Source organism: Pigmentiphaga kullae (assembly GCF_004216695.1).
Lineage (GTDB): Bacteria > Pseudomonadota > Gammaproteobacteria > Burkholderiales > Burkholderiaceae_B > Pigmentiphaga > Pigmentiphaga kullae.
Map to the genome: position 1 here is coordinate 1 of NZ_SGXC01000003.1, position 19187 is coordinate 19187.

Below are 19187 nucleotides of genomic sequence, written 5' to 3' on the forward strand. Positions count from 1 at the left end.
GCCGGCGCGCGGACCTTCCAGGTCCACTTCTTCGATGGTCAGGGGCGCGCCTGCCTTCCAGGCGATCGCGGCTTTGGTCTTCATGGGCTGCTCCTAGGCTATCGAGGGAATCACCCGGGATTGTAGTGGGACGGCGGGCCGCCGATCGGCAAATAGTCCTAAAGTCCGGGCGCCTGGCTGCCGTCAACCGTCATGAGTCGTTGTCCATACCAAGAGCCATGCGCAAGAATCTGCCCGTCACGTCGCTCGAGCGCTTCGTCGAGAAAAGCCGCCCCGTGGTGACCACCACCGACCTGAAGGGGCGCATCACCTATGCGAACCCCGCGTTCATCGAGGTCAGCGGCTTCTCGCGCGATGAACTCATCGGCCAGCCCCACAACATCGTCCGGCATCCCGACATGCCGCCCGAGGCCTTCGCCGATCTCTGGCAGACCATCAAGCGCGGCCAGCCGTGGCGGGCGTTGGTCAAGAACCGCTGCAAGGACGGCGGTTTCTATTGGGTCGAGGCCTATGTCACGCCGCTGTACGAGAACGGCAGGCACGTCGGCTACATGTCGGTGCGCAACGCCCCCGACCGCGCCGAGGTGGCTTGCGCCCAGGCCCTGCATGCCGACGTGTCGGCGGGCAAGGCGAAATTCCCCGCCACGCCGCGTCCGCGCTGGTGGCACGCTCCCGCCCCGTGGGGCGCGGGCGTGGCGGTCCTGTCGCTGGGCATGGCGCTGGGGGCATGGCTGCTGCCGCACTGGGGCTGGATGCTGGGCCAGGCGGCGGTCGTCGTCGCCGCCGCGGCAGCGTGGCGGTACCGCGTCTCGGCGCCGCTGCGCCGCGTAGACCGCACGCTGGCCGCGATGGGCGAGGGCATGCTGTCGGTCGCCGTGGAAGGCCGCCACCAGTTCGACCTGGGCGGCCTGCCCATGCGCATCGAGTCGACCCGCATCCACCTGCGCTCCACGCTGTGCGACGTGCTGCAGGTGGCGCAGGCCGTGGACGGCAACGCCGACCGCGTCAACGGCGAGATCGCCGCGATCCGCCAGGTCATCGACGAGCAGCGCGACCGCCTGACCCGCATCGCCGCCGCGGTCGAGCAGATGAGCGTGGCCATCCGCGAAGCCTCGCAGCACACCGGCTCGGCCCTGTCTCTGTCGGAATCGGCCTTGAGCGAAGTCGACACGGCCGAGGCCAAGATCGGCGATTCGGTGCGTGGCACGGATTCGGTGGCCGAGGCCGTGGGCCGTACCAACGAACAGATAGGCTCGCTGCACGATCTGGTGTCGACCATTTCCGGCGTGACCCAGGCCATCAGCGAGATCGCCAACCAGACCCGCCTGCTGTCGCTGAACGCGGCCATCGAGGCCGCCCGCGCGGGCGAGAACGGCCGCGGCTTCGGCGTCGTGGCCGAGGAAGTACGCACACTGTCCGACCGCACGGCCGGCAGCACGGGCGACATCGGCCATGCGCTGCAGGCCATCACCCGCTTCGCCACCGAGACTTCGACCTCCATGCAGGACGCGGTGGCGTCGGTGCAATACAGCGGTGAGCAGATCCGCGAGAGCGCGGGTTTCTTCGAACGGGTGCGCCGCTCGTCGTCGCTGGTGGTGGAGCGGGCGCGCGACATTTCCGGCATGTTGCAGCAGCAGTCGGCGGCGTCGCAGGAAGTCGCCGACAGCATGGAAGGCATCTCGGGCGAAGTGGAGCGCACTTCCGCCTCGGTCGCCTCGCTGGCCCAGGCCACCGAGGCGCTCAAGGGCACTGTGGGCGACATGCGCCAGTTGCTGGTGCGCTACGAGGCCTCGCTCCATCATTGATCCGCATGCCGGCGGCAGCGGCGGGAACCGTTATGCTCTAGCCTGTTCGAACCACGGAACGGGAACAAGGGAGCAGGCGTTGTTGCAGAGTGGCGCGCAAGCCGGCGTGGCCGAGGGCCGGCGCGGGACGGGAAGAGCCGGGCGCAGGCCCGGCGGATGGACGCGGGCCGCGGTGGCGGTGTGCGCCTGCCTGGCATTCGCCATGGCGCGGGCGCAGGACCTGCCCGCGGAATTGTCGGCGGCCTGGGCCGCCACGGGGCTGCCCGAGAGCGCCTTGTCGGTGGTGGTCGAGCCGGTCGACGGCCCGCGCATGGTGTCGGTCAATGCCGGGCAGCCACGCAACCCCGCCTCGGTCATGAAGCTGGTGACCACCTTCGCCGCCTTGGACAGCCTGGGGCCCGCGCACGTCTGGCGCACCCAGCTGCTGGTGGAGCCGGGCACCACGATCTCGGCCGATGGCGCCCTGTCCGGTCCGCTGTACCTGCGCGCCAGCGGCGATCCCTTCTTCAAGCTGGAAGACCTCTGGCAACTGCTGCGCGAGCTGCGCGTGCGCGGCGTGCGCCGGATCCCGGAGCTGGTCGTGGACCGCTCGGTGTTCGGGCCGGTGTCCATCGACCCCGGCGCCTTCGACGGCGATCCCTCGCGGCCCTACAACGCCAGCCCGGATGCCTGGATGGTGGGGTTTGGCGCGGTGCGCCTGTTGTTCACCCCGGACCTGCGCAACCGCCACTGGCGGGTGACGCTGGATCCGGCCCTGCCCGGCGTCAAGGTCGAGGGCGGACTGAAATGGTCGGACAATCCGTGTCCCGGTTCGCCCGTGGTGCAGACCGAGCCCTTCCTGACCTCGTCCGGCGTGTCGCTGCGCGTGGCCGGAACCGTGTCGGGGGGCTGCGGCGAGTTCAGCCTGTACCGGCTGGCGCTGTCCCAGCCCCGGCATGCCGAGGCGGTCTTCCGCGTGCTCTGGCAGGAAATGGGCGGCAGCCTGGCGGGCCGGATACGCGAGGCAAGCGTGCCGGGCGATGCCGTGCTGTTCGCTACCCACGATTCGCCGTCGCTGGCCGAGGTCGTGCGCAGCATCAACAAGCAGAGCAACAACGTCATGGCCCGCCTGCTGCTGCTGACGTTGGGCGCCGCTTACGAGCCGGGCCCGGCCACCGTGGCCAGCGGCGACCGCGCGGTGGACGGGATCCTGGCGGCGCGGGGCCTGAAATTGCCCGAACTGGTGCTGGACAATGGCTCGGGGTTGTCCCGCGACGGCCGGATCTCGGCCGACAGCCTGGCGCGGCTCCTGGCCGCCGCCTGGCGGTCGCCGGTCATGCCGGAGTTCGTCTCCTCGCTGGCCATCTCGGGCATGGACGGAACGGTGCGCCGCCGCATGCGCGATTCCGACGCTGCGGGCCTCGCCCACCTGAAAAGCGGATCGCTGCGCGACGTGCGGGCCCTGGCCGGCTATGTGCTGGCGGCCAGCGGGCGCCGCTATCTGGTGGTCAGCGTGGTCAACGACGAACGCGCGCAGCAGGCCAACGGCTTCAACGACAAGCTTATCGCCTGGCTTGCCGGCCAGTGACACAGGATGCAAGCGCGGGGTTGCAGGTGTTACCCGATGCTGCCCCCCGGATGCAAGGGTTCCGGTATGCGGGGGCGGCTGCTATCATCGGATCGTCCAATCGTAAAAACAACGCAGGGAGCGCAACACGATGACTACCAGCACCGCAGGCAAGGAAAAACTCATCTCGGACGTCAAGGTCGTGCTGAACGACGCGGAAGACCTGCTCAAGCAAGCCGCTTCCAGCACCGGCGACCGCGCCGTCGAACTGCGCGAGCGCGCCCTGACTTCCCTCAAGCGGGCACGCGAAAAGCTCCTGGACGTCCAGGACTCCATGCTGGAACGCAGCAAGGCGGCCGCCCGCGCCACCGACGACTTCGTGCACGACAATCCCTGGCGCGCCATCGGCGTGGCCGCGGCGGTCGGCTTCCTGGCCGGCCTGCTGGTCAACAGCCGCCGCTGATACGCGCAGCGTGTCCGCGTCGCCGCATCTGCTGAGTTCGCTCCGGGCGCTGGCTGCCACTTCCATCGGCATCCTGCGTACCCGGCTGGAACTCGTCGCCATCGAACTGGCCGAGGAAAAGTCGCGCCTGCTGGGCATGGTGCTGGTCGCCCTGGCGGCCCTGCTGTGCCTGACGCTCGGCCTGATGATGTTCTCGTTCCTGATCGTCGTGCTGTTCTGGGATACCGAATACCGGCATCTGGCCATCGCGCTGGTCGGGGCGGCCTATCTGCTGGTGGGCCTCATCATGCTGATCATGGTGCGGCGGCAGGCCGTGCATGCGCCGCTGGTGTTCGAGGACACCCTGGCCGAACTCGAACGCGACCGCGACATGCTCGCCGCGGTGGCCGAGTCCGAACCCGACAGCCGCCGGGGGCCGCGATGACCGGGCGGCGCAGGGCGCGCGAGGCAGGCGATATCGAGGCCCGCAAGGAATTGCTGCTGGCCCGTTCGTCCATCGAGCGGATGGAGCTGGCCGCCCACCTGCACCAGATCAAGGAAGCCGTCACGCCGGGACAAGTACTCAAGTCGGTCCTGCCCAGCCTGGGCGGCAGCCGCGGCATGGCGACCGCCATGCAGGCCTGGCGCTTCCTCAGGCGCTATCCCATCGTGTCGTCTGCGGCGTCGATGGTGCTGGCCCGCGTGCGGCTGGGCGGCGTATTCCGGCTGTTGAAGCTGGGTGGCGGCGCGGTGGCCGCCTACCAGGCCTACAAGCTGTGGCGGGCCATCAAGGAAGACCGCAGCCGGCCGGACCCGCGCTAGCGTCATCGGGCCCCGGTGTCAGCCGGGGCCGCCGGATTCAGCCCGGCAAGCCCAGTTCCCGCCACAGGCCGTCCACCCGTTTCTTCACGTCCGCGTCCATCACGATGGGGCGTCCCCATTCCCGATCGGTCTCGCCCGGCCACTTGTTGGTGGCGTCCAGGCCCATCTTGCCGCCCAGGCCCGAGACCGGCGACGCGAAGTCCAGGTAGTCGATGGGCGTGCGGTCGGCCAGCAGGGTATCGCGGACGGGGTCCATCCGCGTCGTGATGGCCCAGATCACCTCCTGCCAGTTGCGCACGTCGATGTCCTCGTCCACCACCACGATGAACTTGGTGTACATGAACTGGCGCAGCACGCTCCAGATGCCGAACATCACGCGCTTGGCGTGTCCGGGATACTGCTTGCGCATCGAGACGATGGCCAGGCGGTAGCTGCATCCCTCGGGTGGCAGGTAGAAATCGACGATTTCCGGCAGTTGCCGGCGCAGCAGGGGGGTGAAGACCTCGTTCAGGGCGACGCCCAGGACGGCGGGCTCGTCGGGCGGCTTGCCCGTGTAGGTGGAGTGGTAGATGGGGTCGCGCCGCATGGTAATGCGGTCGACGGTGAAGACCGGGAACCAGTCCTGCTCGTTGTAGTACCCGGTGTGGTCGCCGTAGGGGCCTTCCAGCGCCATCTCGTAGCCGTTGTCGGGCGGGGCCGCGATCCCGGGGGCGTTGGCGCGCGGATCGGAGGCCGGCAGCAGGTGGCCCTCCAGCACGATTTCGGCCGAGGCGGGCACGGACAGCGCGCTGCCCAGGCAGCGGACCACCTCGGTGCGGCCGCCGCGCAGCAGGCCGGCGAACTGGTATTCGGACAGGGCGTCGGGCACCGGCGTCACGGCGCCCAGGATGGTGGCGGGGTCGGCGCCCAGCGCGACTGCGACCGGGAAGGGCTGCCCGGGATGGGCCAGCATGTGTTCGCGGAAGTCCAGCGCGCCGCCCCGGTGCGACAGCCACCGCATGATGAGCTTGTTGCGCCCGATGGGCTGCTGGCGATAGATGCCCAGGTTCTGGCGCTTGCGGTTCGGTCCGCGCGTGACGACCAGTCCCCAGGACAGCAGCGGGGCGACGTCGCCGGGCCAGCAGTGCTGGATCGGCAGGCGCCCGAGGTCGACGTCGTCGCCTTCGAGCACGATCTCCTGGCAGGGCGCGCTCCGGACCTCGCGCGGTGCCATGTCCCACAGGGCGGATTTCAGCATCGCCACCTTGCCGAGCGCATCGCGCAGGCCGCGCGGCGGCTCGGGTTCGCGCAGCGAGGCCAGCAGCTCGCCCACGTCGCGCAGGGCGCCCATGTCTTCCGCGCCCATGCCCAGCGCGACCCGCTGGGCAGTGCCGAACAGGTTGGCCAGCACCGGCATGTCGGCCTTGTCGCGGCCGGGCTGCCGGGCGTTCTCGAACAGCAGGGCCGGCCCGCCGGCGCGCAGTACGCGGTCGCAGATCTCGGTGATCTCGAGGTGGGTCGACACGGCGGTCGGGATGCGCTTGAGCTCGCCCCGCGCTTCGAGTTGGCGCAGGAAATCTCGGAGGTCGCGGTATTTCACGGGCGGAGCACCTTGATGGGGGAAGCCGGAAGAGGGGCCACTTTAACCCGCCGTCGCGGTCGCGGCGTTCGGCGCACCGATCCCGTCATCGGGGCCGTGATGACATGAAACATGACGGTCGGGACAAATTTTACATATGTTTCTGAATCTGATTCGATCTTGCTGATAGTGTATGCTTACTTTTATCTATCTTTCCATATACGGTCGCATGGGTATCGATAGAAAATCACAATGATCGCGGATGTCCTTGCCCTGCACCAAAATGGTGATTTTTTACGGTTGACCTGGCCGGATCGCATTTCTACAATCCGCCAACTTTCAGCGTGTGCCCGGTGCCGTCGTCCTGACAGCCGCCCCCGAGTCGGGGCCGGACAAGACCACCGGGCTGCTTAACGGGCCATCGGGCGCCCACCATACTGGAGTTCTCTTAGCGGCGCGAACGCGCCCTCTGCCCGAAACAGGCATGGTCCCGAGCTATCTCTGCGATAGCGATCATGCAGGTGTGCCGCCAGTCGTCCTGACAGCGGCGCGATGTGCAGCCAAGCAGGTTGTGGCCTCGATGTCCGGAGTCGTATCTCGATCGCTTCCGGATGCGGTTTTTTTGTGGCCCGCCGTTGCAAGGAGGTAAGTATGCCCGACGCGCAGTCGAGCTCGTCGACGGAGCAGCCCGACCCCCGGCCTCGACCGGGAGTCACGGATTGGTGCCGCTCCATCAATAGTTATGTAGGCCTGGCCGTGCTCGCCATGGCCGCCGTAGTGTGGTCTGTTCCTGGTCTGCGTGACCAGGCTTCGCAATTCACCGCATTCAACGGTGTCGAGACGCCCGTGGCCGAACCGGCCCCGGTCGATGTCGCCTCCGCCGTCGCCGCGGCGGCCGCAGCCGCGGCCGTGGCCGACAACGTACAGCCGCATGCCCAGGTGACGTCGCTCCTGGGCTCGATGGGCAACGCCGCCAAGCCGGCGCAGAAGCCGCACGCGACCAAGGTATCGGCCGTGCAGGCCGAGTCCCTGGGCCGTTACATCGCGCGCAAGTACCGGGTCTCGAACGAGGCCACCCGCATGCTGGTGTCCACCGCCTATGGCGTGGGACAGGAAATGGGCCTGGATCCGCTGCTGCTCCTGGCGATCATCGCCATCGAGTCCAGCTTCAATCCGTTCGCCGAAAGCCATGTCGGCGCCCAGGGCCTGATGCAGGTCCTGACCCGGGTCCACACCGAACGGTTCGAGCCGTTCGGCGGCAGCCAGGCCGCCTGGAATCCGGTGGCCAACATCCGGGTCGGCGCGTCGATCCTGAAGGAATACATCGAACGTGGCGGTTCGCTGACGGCCGGCCTGCGCATGTACGTGGGCGTGGGTCCCGACGGCACCAGTCCGTACGGCGACCGGGTCCTGGCTGAACGCCGCCGCCTGGCCTCGGCCGCGGGCGTCAACGCCGACCTGCCGGGCGCCGCGCCGGCCACGCCGGCGCGCTCTGCGTCCGCCAAGCCCATGCCCATTCCCACCGATCCGTCCTCGGAAGCGGTGTCGGTCAAGAACGCCGAACCTGGCGCCCCCGCCGTCATGTAGGCCCGCTCCCGGGCCTCCCCGGCCCGGGTGTTACCGCAGCAGCCGTTCCATGCGCGCTACGCCTTCCTGTAGCCGCGCCATGTCCGTGGCATAAGAAAAGCGCAGGTAGGACGCGGTTTCGGCGGTTCCGAAATCGCGTCCCGGCACCGCGCACACCCCGGCCTCGTGCAGCAGGCGCGTGGCGAAGGCCGCGCTGTCGGCCGCATGCGCGCGTACATCGCTATATATATAGAAGGCGCCGTCCGGCTTGACCGGGACCGCCAGCCCCAGGCGTTCGAACTCGGGCAGCAGGTAGTCGCGCCGCTGGCGGAAGGCTTCCCGGCGCGCCTCGAAGATGTCGAGCGACTCGGGCTGGAAGCACGCGAGCGCCGCATGCTGGGCCAGCGTGGACGGGCAGATGACCAGGTTCTGCGCGAGCTTCTCGAACACCGAGACCAGTTGCGGCGGCACCACCAGCCAGCCCAGGCGCCATCCGGTCATGTGGAAGTATTTCGAGAAGCTGTTGACGATGATGAGGTCGTCGGCCAGCGCCAGCGCCGAGCGGCGGTCGCCTTCGTAGCTCAACCCCAGATAGATCTCGTCGACCAGGGTGAAGCCCTGACGGGCGCGTACTTCGCGGATCAGCTCGGCCAGCGCGTCCGGCGCGATGGACGTGCCCGTAGGATTGCCGGGCGAGGCCACGATCACGCCGGCGGTGCGCGGCGTCCAGTGGCGCCGTATATGGTCGGCCGCAAGCTGGAAGCGGTCGCCGGGGCCGGCCGGGATCAGCACGGGCTCGCCGCCGGCCGCGGTCACGATGTGGCGGTTGGCGGGGTAGGTGGGGTCGGGCATCAGCACCTGGGCGCCGGCGTCGACGAGCGCGGTGCAGGCCAGCAGCAGCGCGCCCGAGGCGCCGGCGGTGACGATGATGCGGGACGGATCCACGGCCACGCCGAAGCGCGTCTGGTAGAAGCCGGCGATCGCCTCGCGCAGGGGAGCGATGCCGACCGCCTCGGTGTATTGGGTCCGCCCTGCGCGCGCGGTGCGCTCCAGCGCCTCGACCACGGCTGGAACGGCCGTGAAGTCGGGCTCGCCTATGCTCATCTGCACGATGTCGCGGCCCTGGGCCTGCAGGGCCGCCGCCTGCTTGACGACCTCCATGGCGTAGAAGGGAGCGATGCGGGCGATGCGTGGAGAGAGGCGAAGCATGGCGGTCGAGCGGGAAGTGACGGGGGAGGGCGCTGGGAGCGGCCCGGGTCATCCATGATACGCCGCGCCGCGGACCGGCGCCGGTGGCCGTCCGGTCGGCCGCGCCGTTACAATGCGAAGCATGGTACTGCCCGTTCCTTTCCGTCCTCGCCCATGAAACCCGGCCGCCGCGCCTTCTTCCTGCCCCGCATGTTGTCCGACGCGCCCTGGCCGGCTTTCTGCCAGCGCCTGGCGCGCATGGCCCGCGGCCAGGTCAGCGACGAGACGCCGCAGGCCGACGCCCCCGGGCGGGCGCGCCTGGTCGTGGCCCGGGAAGAGGACGTCTATCACGCCGCCGCGCTGTGCCGCGAGTTCGGTGTGCTGCTGGTGCAGCCCGGCGCGCGCGAGGCGGCCCTGCCGGCCGAGCGTGGCTGGCTGCGGCTGGACACCTCGCAACTGGCCGCGATCGAATCCTTCGACGAACGCGCCGGCACCATCGTGGTGCAGGCGGGCTGTTCCATGGGCGCGCTGCGCGAGCGGCTGGCGGGCACGCCGTGGCGCTGGCACGCGGGCGCCGACCTCGAATCCGTCGGGGCCTGGCTGCTTCGTACCCGCGGCTGGCTGCCGGGCCGCTGCCGGGACTCGGGCCTGGATGCGGCCCAGGTGCTGCTGGCCGATGGCGCGTTCGAACAACTGGGCCCTTTCGGGGTCGAATCCACCCAGCCGCTGCGTTCCGCGTCGGCCAGCCGCCTGGTGTCCGACCTGTTCCAGCTCGCCACCGATTCCGCCGTCGCCGCGATGCTGGAACTGCCGGTCTGGCCGGCCGGCTACCGGCTCGACGCGCTCGTGCCGCGCGCGGCCGCGGGCGGCGAACCGGTGCCCAATCCCGCGCATTTCCTGCTGGGCAGCGAGGGCACCCTGGCCTGGGCCGGACGATTCCGGCTGCGCCTGCGCGATGCCGGGGAAGCGCCTCCGGTGCTGTCCGTCCAGGAGCGCGAAGACCGCGCTTCGGGCCGGGAAACCCCGGCCGACCGGCTCGATGCCATGGTCAAGGCCACGTTCGACGCGGGGAGTGTTTTCCCCTCGTCGGTTGTCTAACCCGTGCCGGGAGCGGATAATCCGCACCTCGCATAACTTCGTGTGACCGCCTCTGCGGGCGTTATTTTTCCATGGCTCAACCCCTCGACCCCAACCTGCGCAAAGCCGCCCTCGAATATCACGAGTACGGCCGTCCGGGCAAGATTTCCATTGCCCCGACCAAGCAACTCGTCAACCAGCGCGACCTGGCGCTGGCCTATTCTCCGGGGGTGGCGGCGGCGTGCGAAGCCATCGTCGACGACCCCGCCGCCGCGTTCCGCTACACCGCGCGCGGCAACCTGGTGGGCGTGATCTCCAACGGCACGGCGGTGCTGGGCCTGGGGGCGATCGGGGCGCTGGCGTCCAAGCCGGTCATGGAAGGCAAGGCGGTCCTGTTCAAGAAATTCGCCGGCATCGACGTGTTCGACATCGAGGTCAACGAGACCGATCCGGACAAGCTGGTCGACATCATCGCGGCGCTCGAGCCGACCTTCGGCGGCATCAACCTGGAAGACATCAAGGCGCCGGAGTGCTTCGCGGTCGAACGCAGGGCCCGCCAGCGCATGAACATCCCGGTGTTCCACGACGACCAGCACGGCACGGCCATCACCGTGGCGGCCGCCGTGCTGAACGGCCTGGCCGTGGTCGGCAAGAAGATCGACGAGGTCAAGCTGGTCGCCTCGGGCGCGGGCGCCGCGGCGCTGGCCTGCCTGAACCTGCTGGTCGACCTGGGCCTGCCGCTCGCCAACGTCTGGGTGACCGACATCGAAGGCGTGGTCTGGAAGGGCCGCACCACGCTGATGGATCCGGACAAGGAACGTTTCTCGCAGGAAACCGACAAGCGCACGCTGGGCGAGGTGATCGAGGGCGCCGACGTGTTCCTGGGCCTGTCCGCCGGCGGCGTGCTCAAGCCCGAGATGGTGGCGGCCATGGCCAAGCGGCCGCTGATCCTGGCGCTGGCCAACCCCACGCCGGAAATCCTGCCCGAGGTCGTGAAGTCGGTGCGCGACGATGCCGTCATCGCCACCGGCCGTTCGGACTATCCGAACCAGGTCAACAACGTGCTGTGCTTCCCGTACATCTTCCGCGGGGCCCTGGACGTAGGCGCGACCACCATCACGCGCGAGATGGAGATCGCCACCGTGCACGCGATCGCCGAACTGGCGCGCCAGGAACAAAGCGAGATCGTCGCCGCCGCCTATGACGTATCCGATCTTGCGTTCGGCCCGGAATACCTGATACCCAAGCCTTTCGACCCCCGCCTGATCGTGCGTATCGCGCCCGCCGTGGCGCGCGCGGCCATGGACTCGGGCGTGGCCACGCGGCCCATCGCCGACATGGACGCCTACGTCGAGCAACTGCAGCAGTTCGTCTACCACTCCGGCGCCTTCATGCGCCCCCTGTACGGCGCGGCGCGCCGCACGGTGCGCGAGGGCGGCAAGGCCCGCATCGTCTACACCGAGGGCGAGGACGAGCGCGTGCTGCGCGCGGTGCAGGCGGTGGTCGACGACGGCCTGGCCCGACCCATCCTGGTCGGCCGTCCGGCGGTGCTGGCCAAGCGCATCGAGAAGCTGGGCCTGCGGATGCGCCTGGGGCAGGACGTCGAGGTCACGAACACCGAATTCGACGAGCGCCACCGCAACTATTCCCAGACCTACTGGGACATGACCAAGCGCAAGGGCATCACCAAGGAATACGCGAAGATCGAGATGCGCCGGCGCCTGACGCTGATCGGCGCGATGATGGTCCACCAGGGCGACGCCGACGGCATGATCTGCGGCACGGTCGGCCCCTACGTCAACCACCTGCAGTTCATCGACGAGGTCATCGGCCGCAATCCCAGCGCCAAGGTCTACGCCGCGATGAACTTCCTGGTGCTGCCGCAGCGTACCGTGGTGCTGGTCGACACGCACGTGAACGAGAACCCCGACGCCGACCAACTGGCCGAGATCACCATCATGGCGGCCGAGGAAATGAAGCGCCTGGGCGTCGAGCCCAAGGCCGCGCTGCTGTCGCATTCGAACTTCGGTTCCAGCGACTCGCCGTCGGCGGTCAAGATGCGCCAGGCCCTGGCGCTGATCCAGGAGCGCGCGCCGTGGCTGGAAGTGGACGGCGAGATGCACGGCGACTGCGCCATCGACGAGGCGGTCCGCAACCGCATCATGCCCGACAGCACGCTCAAGGGCGAAGCCAACCTGCTGGTGTGCCCCACCATCGAGTCGGCCAACATCGCCTACAACCTGCTGAAGACGGCGGCCGGCAACAACGTGGCCATCGGTCCCATCCTGCTCGGCTGCAAGGCCCCGGTCAACATCCTGACCGCCAGTTCGACGGTGCGCCGCATCATCAACATGACCGCGCTGACGGTCATGGATGCCAACGCCTCGCGCCTGGATGGCAGCGGCGGACGCTGATCCCGTAACGGGGGCCGCGCACGCGGCTCCCACCGTGCCGGTGCTGCGGCCCGCATGCACCGGCCTCGTGCTTGCCGGCGGCGGCGCCCGCGCCGCCTACCAGGTAGGCGTGCTCAAGGCCATCGTCCGCATCCTGGGCGAACGTCCGGGCGGCCTGCACGCCAATCCCTTCCACGTCCTGTGCGGCACCTCGGCCGGCGCCATCAACGCCGCCGTGCTGGCCTGCGGCGCCCATCACCTGACGCAGACGATCGAGCACATGCTGGACGTCTGGGAGAACTTCCACGCCGCCCAGGTCTACCGGACCGATGCGCTGCGCACCGTGCGTGGCGGGGGAAGCTGGCTGTCCATGCTGTCGTTCGCGCTGATGATGGCTCGCGTGGGCCGGAGCAAGCAACCCGCGCTGCTGGACAACCAGCCCCTGGGAGAACTGCTGCGCGGCGTGCTGGACTTCGGCCGGCTGGATGCCAACCTGGCCGACGGCGTGGTCCAGGCACTGGCCATCGCCGCCACCGGCTATACCTCGGGCCAGCACATCACCTTCTACCAGTCGGCCTACGAGATCGAGCCGTGGCGCCGCTCGCTGCGCGTGGCGGTGCGGGCCGAGATCGGCGTCGAACACCTGCTGGCGTCCAGCGCGATCCCGTTCGTGTTCCCGGCGCGCCGGCTGCTGGTGCACGGCGAGCCCGAGTGGTGCGGCGATGGATCCATGCGCCAGCTCGCCCCCATCAGCCCGGCGATCCACCTGGGCGCGGGACGCGTGCTGATCATCAGCGGCGGCCATTCCGAGGCGGATCCGCGGCGCCGGACCGGGGCGGCCAGCTATCCGACGCTGGCCCAGATCGGCGGCCATGCCCTGTCCAACATCTTCCTGGACAGCCTGGACGCCGACATCGAGCGCATCCAGCGCATCAACCAGACCCTGTCGCGGCTGCCGGCCGAGGAGCGCTGGCGCGGCGCGCTGCGCCCCATACGCGTGCTATCGATATCACCCAGCCAGCGCCTGGACGAAATCGCCGGCCGCCACCTGGACAGCCTGCCCCCGGCGATGCGCACGCTGATGCGTGGCATGGGCGTCTCGTCCGGTCCCGAACAACTGACCGGCGCGTCCCTGGCGTCCTACCTGCTGTTCGAGCCCGGCTACACGCGCGAGTTGATCGCCCTGGGGTTTGGCGATACGCTCATCCGCAGCGACGAGGTGCTGGCTTTCTTCCGTACCGACGAGGAATAGCGATGTCTTGGACACTAGGCCGTTTCCTGCGCGGATTCGCGATCGCGCTGCTGTGGCTGGCGCTGGGAACCGGCGCCTGGGCCCGGGGGCCCCTGCCCGGCACGGTCGACGCGCGCGACCTGCCGCCCGAGGCGCGCCAGGTGCTGGCGCAGATCCGGCAGGGCGGGCCGTTCCGGCACGCCCGCGATGGCGTGACGTTTTATAACCGCGAACGCCTTTTGCCCGTGCAGGCGCGTGGGTACTATACCGAGTACACCGTGCCCACGCCCGGTGCGCGCAATCGCGGCGCCCGGCGCATCGTCGCCGGCAAGGGCGATACGGGCAACCCCGCCACCAGTGGAGAATACTGGTATACCGCCGATCACTACGCGTCGTTCCGGCGCATCCAGGAGTGATCCATGTCCTCGAATGCGAGAAACCTGAACGAATGCCTGAAGACCGGCGGCGCCCTGGCCGACCCGGACCTCGACGTGAAGGCCCTGCTCCAGGCCGCGCGGCAGCTGAAGCTGGCCGTCTACGAGGTGGACTGTTCGCGCGCCAAGAGCAAGTCGGCCGTGCTGCGGGCGATCGCCAATGCGGTCGATTTCCCCGAGCATTTCGGCGGCAACCTCGATGCCTTGTACGACTGCCTGTGCGACACCGTGCTCGATCAACCGGCCGGCATGGTGCTGGCGCTGTGGCAGTTGCACCAGGACGATCCCGGCCTGTCCGGGCACGCGGCGGCCATTGCCCAGGTGGGCGAGGACGTGGTCGAATTCGCGCGGGAAAACGGCAAGGCCTTCACCTTCGTCCTGGACAAGGCCGACGGCGCCGCCGAGCCCGGACGCACGCATTCCGCCTGAGTTCCGGCGCAACCCCTATCCCTGCCGGACGCGGCGCCGGTATTCCGAGGGAGACAGGCCGAAGCGCTGGTGGAACCGGCGGGTGAAATAGGCCTCGTCGCTGAAGCCGACGCCATTGGCGATTTCGAAGATGCGGTCTTCGCTGTGGGCAAGCAGATCCTGGGCGCGGTCCATCCGCTTGACCGTCACCCAGTCGACGAAGGCCAGCCCCGTGTGTTTCTTCAACAGCTGCGACAGGTAATTGGGCGACAGGAACGCCGCCTCGGCCACGCTGTACAGGGACAACGGCTTGTCCAGGTTCTCGTCGATGTGGCGTATCGCGCGTTTCAGCGCGTCGGTGCGGCCTTGCAGGTAGATGCGGCGTTCGGTCAGACCGCGCAGTTCCGACTCGAAGCGTTCGGTGGTGAAGCCGATCAACTCCAGCAGCGTGCCGCGTATGCGTTCCAGCGTGCCGAGCCGGCGCCTGTGGTTGAGCGCGGTCATGTGGCGCAGCAAGCCCTGGATGTGGGCGAATTCCTCGTCGTCGAACTCGAAGTCGATGTGTCCTTCGTACAGGAAGGGCGCCAGTTCGGGGTAGTCCGTCAGCGAGACCTCCTCCATCTCCAGCGGCGACAGGTCGAAGTCGCGCCGCAGGAAGTTGGTGGCGAAGTTGATGATGGTGTAGCTGGGCTCGCAGGGGTTGTAGGCGCAGTGCACGCGATAGGGCAGCACGAAGATCAGCGACCGCGCGCGGTACTGGCGGCGCTGGCCGCTGATGACCTGGCTGGCGCCGCCCGTGGCGTTGACCTGGATCTGGAAGAACTCGTGGCGGTGCGGCGTGGAGACCGCGGGCCGGACCGTGTGGTCCCGGATGTCGAAGTCCAGGCGTTCGGACCGCTCGACCATGCGGTAAGTCTTGATCGACGGATCGTCGATCCGGATGCCCACGGCGTCGCTGTGCATGGCGCCTCTTGTCTCCCATGGTGGTGCCAGCGGCGGCTGGCGCGGCCGTGGCCCTATCTGACGGCGTGTTCCGGCGCCGGCCAGTCGCCGATGTAGGACATCAGCATGCGGTTCTCGAAGCTCTGCTGTTCATGGACCGCCTTGGCGACATCATGGAACGAAACCACGCCTTGCAGCAAGCCTCGGGCCACGACCGGGATGTAGGACTGGTGGTGCGACACCATCAGCGAGCGCAGCACGTGCAGGTCCATGTCGGGCTGGGCGACGATGGGCTCGGGATTCATCACGTGCGACACCCGCAGCTCGGCTACGGGCGGGGTCGGCCCCTGCCGCAGTTCCTTCTGGCGCCGGGCCAGCACGCGTATCACTTCGCTGAAGGTCAGCAGGCCAGCCAGGATGTGGCGGTCCATGACGACCAGCGAGCCGATGTCCTGGTCGGCCATGGTGATGACGCATTCGGACAGGGGCGTGTCCGGCGCCACCGTGTACAGCGCCTTGTCCTGGATCCTGAGTATGTCGCTGACTCGCATTGCATTCTCCCTGTAGCGTCTTCACGGTCTTGGCCCGGGTGGCGTGCCAAGCAGGAAATCGAAGTCGCAGCCGCCATCGGCCTGCAGCACGTGCTGCTGGTAGAGGCGGGCATAGCCGCGTTCGGCCCGCGGCGGCGCCGCCGGCGATTCGGCGCGCCGCTGCGCCAGCTCCGTTTCGGGCACCAGCAGGTCGATGCGGCGGTCCCTGACGCTCAGGCGTATGCGGTCGCCGTCGCGGATCAATCCGATGGGGCCGCCCGCGGCGGCCTCGGGCGCGACGTGAAGCACGATGGTGCCGTAGGCGGTGCCGCTCATGCGGGCGTCCGAGATGCGGACCATGTCCTTGACGCCGCGCGCGGCCAGCTTCCTCGGGATGGGCAGGTAGCCGGCCTCGGGCATGCCGCTGCCGCTGGTGGGGCCGGCGTTCTGCAGCACCAGGAAATCGTCGGCCTCCACGTCCAGCCCGGGGTCGTCGATGCGGCGCGACAAGTCCTCCAGCGACGTGAAGACGACCGCCCGGCCTTCTTTCTCGAACAGCGCCTTGTCGGCGGCCGAGCGTTTCAGGATGGCGCCGCGCGGCGCCAGCGAGCCGAACAGCGCCACCAGTCCGCCCACCGGTTCGACCGGGTCGCTGGCGCGCTTGACCACGGTATGGTCCACCCAGGCTTCGCGTTCGGCCTCCAGGCGCTCGCCCAGCGTCTCGCCGGTAACGGTCAGGGCGTCCAGGTGCAGGGTGGGCGCCAGTTCCCGCAGCACGGCGGACAGGCCGCCGGCGGCGTAGAAGTCTTCCATGTAGTGGTCGCCCGTGGGTTTCAGGTTGACCAGCACCGGCGTGGTGTCGGACCACGCGTTCAGTTTCTCCAGCGACACGGGGATGCCCAGCCGGCCGGCGATGGCCGTCAGGTGGATGATCGCGTTGGTCGAGCCGCCCAGCGCGAGCAATACGCGCACCGCGTTCTCCACCGACTTGGGCGTGATGACCTGGCTCGGCCGTATCGGCTGGTGGATGAGACGGACGGCCAGCGCACCGCTGGCTTCGGCGGCGCGCAGCCGGTCCGCGTGCACGGCGGGAATGGCGGCGGTGCCCGGCAGCGACATGCCCAGCGCCTCGGCGATGCAGGCCATGGTGCTGGCGGTGCCCATGACCGCGCAGGTGCCGGCGGTGGTGGCCAGCCGGCCTTCGACCTGGCCGATTTCCGGGCCGGCGATGTCGCCCGCCCGGTAGCGGGCCCAGAAGCGTCGGCAGTCGGTGCAGGCACCCAGCTTCTCGCCCTTGTGGCGGCCAGTCATCATGGGGCCGGTCACCAGCTGCACCGCGGGCACGTCGGCCGCCGCGGCGCCCATCAGCTGGGCGGGTACCGTCTTGTCGCAGCCGCCGATCAGCACCACCGAATCCATGGGCTGGGCTCGCACCATCTCTTCCACGTCCATGCTCATCAGGTTGCGGAACATCAGTGAAGTCGGACTCAGGAACACTTCTCCCAGCGAGATGGTGGGAAAGTCGATGGGCAGGCCGCCCGCAGCGAGCACGCCGCGCTTGACCGCCTCGACCAGCTCCGGCATGCCGCGGTGGCAGTTGTTGAAACCCGAGCCGCTCGAGGCGATGCCCACCACCGGCCGCCCCAGCATCCCGGTGGAATAGCCCATCGACCTGGCGAAGGACCGGCGCAGGTACATGGCGAAGCCGAAGTCGCCGTAGTTGGTCAGGCCGCGCGCCAGTCCGTGTTCCTGTTGTTCGTCCATGTTCTCGTTCCGTCGGGTGGCGCCGCGTCAGATGCGCGTGCGGATCAGCTTGGGTTGCAGGTAGTCGTGGATGCCGAGCGAGCCGCCTTCCCGGCCCATGCCGCTTTCCTTGATGCCGCCGAAGGGCGCTTCGGCGCAGGCCAGCAGCACTTCGTTGATGCCGACCATGCCGCACTCCAGCGCCTCGGCCGCGCGCGTGGCGGTGCCGAGCGCGTTGGAGAACACGTAGCCGGCCAGCCCGAAGGGCAGGGCATTGGCGCGTGCGATGGCGTCCTCGAAGCGCGAGAAGGGCGCCAGCGGCGCCACGGGCACGAAGGGCTCCTCGTTCATGATGGCCGCGTCGGCGGGGACGTCGGCCAGCACCGTGGGTTCGAAGAAGTAGCCGCGCGGCAGGGTGGCCGGCCGCCTGCCTCCCGTCAGCAGCCGTGCGCCGCGGGCCACGGCGTCGTCCACCAACGATCGGGCGTGCGCGAGGCCACGCGCGTTTGCCAGCGGGCCCATGTCGCTGTCGGCGGCCGATCCGGGCCTGAGCGAGCGCGCCACGCCGGCGAAGGCGTCGCAGAAGGCCGGATAGATGGCCTCGTGCACGAAGAAGCGCGACGGCGAGATGCAGACCTGGCCGCAATTGCGGAACTTGGCGCGAGCCAGCGCGGTGGCGGCGGCGATCGGGTCGGCATCCTCGAAAACCAGCGCCGGCGCGTGGCCGCCCAGTTCCATCGAGACCTTCTTGATGCCGGCGGCGGCGTGGCCTAGCAGGCGACGTCCCACGTCGACCGACCCCGTCAGCGACACCTTGCGCACCAGCGGCGATTCGATCAGGTGCCTGGAGATCAGTCCGGAGTCCCCGGTGACGAGATTGACCGCGCCGCGCGCCACGCCGGCGTCGTGGCAGGCCTGTACCAGGGCCATGCACGAGCCGGGCGCCTCGCTGGCCGGCTTGATCACCACCGAGCAGCCGGCGGCCAGCGCGGCGGCCAGCTTGCGCGCCGGCAGCAGCGCGGGGAAGTTCCAGGCCGAGAAGGCCGCCACCACGCCGACCGGTTCGAAGCGGACCGTCATCCGCACGTCCGGTGTGCGTCCTTCTATCGTCTGGCCGTAGATGCGCTTGGTTTCTTCCGCGTACCACTCGAACTGGTCGGCCGCCGCCTGGGTCTCGCCGCGGGCCTCGGCCAGCGGCTTGCCGGTTTCGCGCGCCATCAGCCGGGCAATGGCGTCCTCGCGCGCACGGATCAGGTCCGCCGCGCGCCGCAGGGCCGCGCTGCGCGCCCAGGGCGATTCCTGGCGCCATCGCGCCAGTCCGTCGCGGGCGCTGGCCAGCGCCGCGTCGAGGTCGGCCGGCGTCGCCACGGGCACGAAGCCGATGATCTCCTCGGTGGCCGGGTCGAACACCTCGCGCGCGGCCAGGTCGCGCGCCGCCAGCCATTCGCCGTCGATGTACAGGCCGTATTCCTGGTACAGGCCGAATTGTTCGCGCTTCATGT

At 69.1% G+C, this 19187-nt stretch carries 17 protein-coding genes and 1 pseudogene; 11 read left to right on the forward strand and 7 right to left on the reverse strand.

What is annotated here, in order from left to right; translation table 11 throughout:
* Positions 1-84, reverse strand: a pseudogene (locus tag EV675_RS22870) (zinc-binding alcohol dehydrogenase); the annotation flags it as partial.
* Positions 85-218: 134 nt separating this feature from the next.
* Between EV675_RS22870 and EV675_RS22875 the strand changes: the two are divergent.
* From EV675_RS22875 to EV675_RS22895, 5 genes are all read left to right on the forward strand, one after another.
* On the forward strand, positions 219-1805 hold the full coding sequence (locus EV675_RS22875; RefSeq protein WP_130360336.1) for a methyl-accepting chemotaxis protein: 1587 nt from the start codon (positions 219-221) through the stop codon (positions 1803-1805).
* A 79-nt stretch (positions 1806-1884) separates the two neighbouring features.
* On the forward strand, positions 1885-3372 hold the full coding sequence (dacB, locus tag EV675_RS22880) for a D-alanyl-D-alanine carboxypeptidase/D-alanyl-D-alanine endopeptidase (protein WP_423213238.1): 1488 nt from the start codon (positions 1885-1887) through the stop codon (positions 3370-3372).
* Positions 3373-3502: 130 nt separating this feature from the next.
* Positions 3503-3814: an ElaB/YgaM/YqjD family protein gene (locus EV675_RS22885; RefSeq protein ID WP_087837964.1), complete on the forward strand. Its 312-nt coding sequence runs from the start codon at positions 3503-3505 to the stop codon at positions 3812-3814.
* A 10-nt stretch (positions 3815-3824) separates the two neighbouring features.
* Entirely contained in the window at positions 3825-4238 is a 414-nt protein-coding gene (locus EV675_RS22890) for a phage holin family protein (RefSeq protein ID WP_165404725.1), read from the forward strand.
* Complete coding sequence (locus tag EV675_RS22895; protein ID WP_130360340.1) at positions 4235-4615, forward strand: hypothetical protein; 381 nt, start codon at positions 4235-4237, stop codon at positions 4613-4615. The genes EV675_RS22890 and EV675_RS22895 overlap by 4 nt, the downstream gene beginning before the upstream one ends.
* 37 nt (positions 4616-4652) lie before the next feature.
* Here the strand turns inward: EV675_RS22895 and ubiD are convergent, their stop codons facing one another.
* Entirely contained in the window at positions 4653-6194 is a 1542-nt protein-coding gene (gene ubiD, locus EV675_RS22900; protein WP_130360342.1) for a 4-hydroxy-3-polyprenylbenzoate decarboxylase, read from the reverse strand.
* A gap of 630 nt (positions 6195-6824) precedes the next feature.
* Here ubiD and EV675_RS22905 point away from each other — a divergent pair.
* Positions 6825-7760 carry a transglycosylase SLT domain-containing protein gene (locus tag EV675_RS22905; protein ID WP_242621568.1) on the forward strand — a complete coding sequence of 312 codons (936 nt, stop codon included), beginning with the start codon at positions 6825-6827 and terminating at the stop codon, positions 7758-7760.
* Between the two features lie 30 nt (positions 7761-7790).
* On the opposite strand, the gene EV675_RS22910 is transcribed toward EV675_RS22905, so the two are convergent.
* A complete protein-coding gene (locus EV675_RS22910) occupies positions 7791-8948 on the reverse strand; it encodes a pyridoxal phosphate-dependent aminotransferase (RefSeq protein WP_130360346.1) in 1158 nt (385 codons plus the stop codon).
* A 153-nt stretch (positions 8949-9101) separates the two neighbouring features.
* Here EV675_RS22910 and EV675_RS22915 point away from each other — a divergent pair, with 153 nt between their 5' ends.
* The 5 genes from EV675_RS22915 (at position 9102) to EV675_RS22935 (ending at position 14491) form a co-directional block, all read left to right on the forward strand.
* Positions 9102-10025, forward strand: coding sequence for an FAD-binding protein (locus EV675_RS22915; RefSeq protein WP_165404726.1), 924 nt, complete (start codon positions 9102-9104; stop codon positions 10023-10025).
* 71 nt (positions 10026-10096) lie between these two features.
* Positions 10097-12418, forward strand: a complete 2322-nt coding sequence (locus EV675_RS22920) for an NADP-dependent malic enzyme (protein ID WP_130360350.1) — start codon at positions 10097-10099, stop codon at positions 12416-12418.
* Entirely contained in the window at positions 12399-13649 is a 1251-nt protein-coding gene (locus tag EV675_RS22925) for a patatin-like phospholipase family protein (RefSeq protein WP_130360352.1), read from the forward strand. The genes EV675_RS22920 and EV675_RS22925 overlap by 20 nt, the downstream gene beginning before the upstream one ends.
* 2 nt (positions 13650-13651) lie before the next feature.
* Positions 13652-14044: a guanyl-specific ribonuclease gene (locus tag EV675_RS22930; RefSeq protein ID WP_130360354.1), complete on the forward strand. Its 393-nt coding sequence runs from the start codon at positions 13652-13654 to the stop codon at positions 14042-14044.
* 3 nt (positions 14045-14047) lie between these two features.
* Positions 14048-14491: a barstar family protein gene (locus tag EV675_RS22935; protein ID WP_130360356.1), complete on the forward strand. Its 444-nt coding sequence runs from the start codon at positions 14048-14050 to the stop codon at positions 14489-14491.
* A gap of 15 nt (positions 14492-14506) precedes the next feature.
* Here EV675_RS22935 and EV675_RS22940 read toward each other — a convergent pair whose 3' ends face one another.
* Genes EV675_RS22940 through EV675_RS22955 form a run of 4 tightly spaced genes read right to left on the reverse strand, consistent with a single transcriptional unit; the run spans position 14507 to position 19185 of the window.
* Positions 14507-15433, reverse strand: a complete 927-nt coding sequence (locus EV675_RS22940) for an AraC family transcriptional regulator (RefSeq protein WP_130360358.1) — start codon at positions 15431-15433, stop codon at positions 14507-14509.
* Positions 15434-15486: 53 nt separating this feature from the next.
* Entirely contained in the window at positions 15487-15963 is a 477-nt protein-coding gene (locus EV675_RS22945) for a CBS domain-containing protein (RefSeq protein ID WP_130360360.1), read from the reverse strand.
* A 21-nt stretch (positions 15964-15984) separates the two neighbouring features.
* Positions 15985-17706: an IlvD/Edd family dehydratase gene (locus EV675_RS22950; protein WP_130360362.1), complete on the reverse strand. Its 1722-nt coding sequence runs from the start codon at positions 17704-17706 to the stop codon at positions 15985-15987.
* Positions 17707-17733: 27 nt separating this feature from the next.
* A complete protein-coding gene (locus EV675_RS22955) occupies positions 17734-19185 on the reverse strand; it encodes an NAD-dependent succinate-semialdehyde dehydrogenase (RefSeq protein ID WP_207222037.1) in 1452 nt (483 codons plus the stop codon).
* Positions 19186-19187: the final 2 nt, after the last annotated feature.

Coding starts and splice junctions, on each gene's coding strand:
- EV675_RS22875 (WP_130360336.1), top strand. CDS start 219: ATGCGCAAGAATCTGCCCGTCACGTCGCTCGAGCGCTTCGTCGAGAAA.
- EV675_RS22885 (WP_087837964.1), top strand. CDS start 3,503: ATGACTACCAGCACCGCAGGCAAGGAAAAACTCATCTCGGACGTCAAG.
- EV675_RS22895 (WP_130360340.1), top strand. CDS start 4,235: ATGACCGGGCGGCGCAGGGCGCGCGAGGCAGGCGATATCGAGGCCCGC.
- EV675_RS22905 (WP_242621568.1), top strand. CDS start 6,825: ATGCCCGACGCGCAGTCGAGCTCGTCGACGGAGCAGCCCGACCCCCGG.
- EV675_RS22910 (WP_130360346.1), bottom strand. CDS start 8,948: ATGCTTCGCCTCTCTCCACGCATCGCCCGCATCGCTCCCTTCTACGCC.
- EV675_RS22915 (WP_165404726.1), top strand. CDS start 9,102: ATGAAACCCGGCCGCCGCGCCTTCTTCCTGCCCCGCATGTTGTCCGAC.
- EV675_RS22920 (WP_130360350.1), top strand. CDS start 10,097: ATGGCTCAACCCCTCGACCCCAACCTGCGCAAAGCCGCCCTCGAATAT.
- EV675_RS22925 (WP_130360352.1), top strand. CDS start 12,399: ATGGCAGCGGCGGACGCTGATCCCGTAACGGGGGCCGCGCACGCGGCT.
- EV675_RS22930 (WP_130360354.1), top strand. CDS start 13,652: ATGTCTTGGACACTAGGCCGTTTCCTGCGCGGATTCGCGATCGCGCTG.
- EV675_RS22935 (WP_130360356.1), top strand. CDS start 14,048: ATGTCCTCGAATGCGAGAAACCTGAACGAATGCCTGAAGACCGGCGGC.
- EV675_RS22940 (WP_130360358.1), bottom strand. CDS start 15,433: ATGCACAGCGACGCCGTGGGCATCCGGATCGACGATCCGTCGATCAAG.
- EV675_RS22945 (WP_130360360.1), bottom strand. CDS start 15,963: ATGCGAGTCAGCGACATACTCAGGATCCAGGACAAGGCGCTGTACACG.
- EV675_RS22950 (WP_130360362.1), bottom strand. CDS start 17,706: ATGGACGAACAACAGGAACACGGACTGGCGCGCGGCCTGACCAACTAC.
- EV675_RS22955 (WP_207222037.1), bottom strand. CDS start 19,185: ATGAAGCGCGAACAATTCGGCCTGTACCAGGAATACGGCCTGTACATC.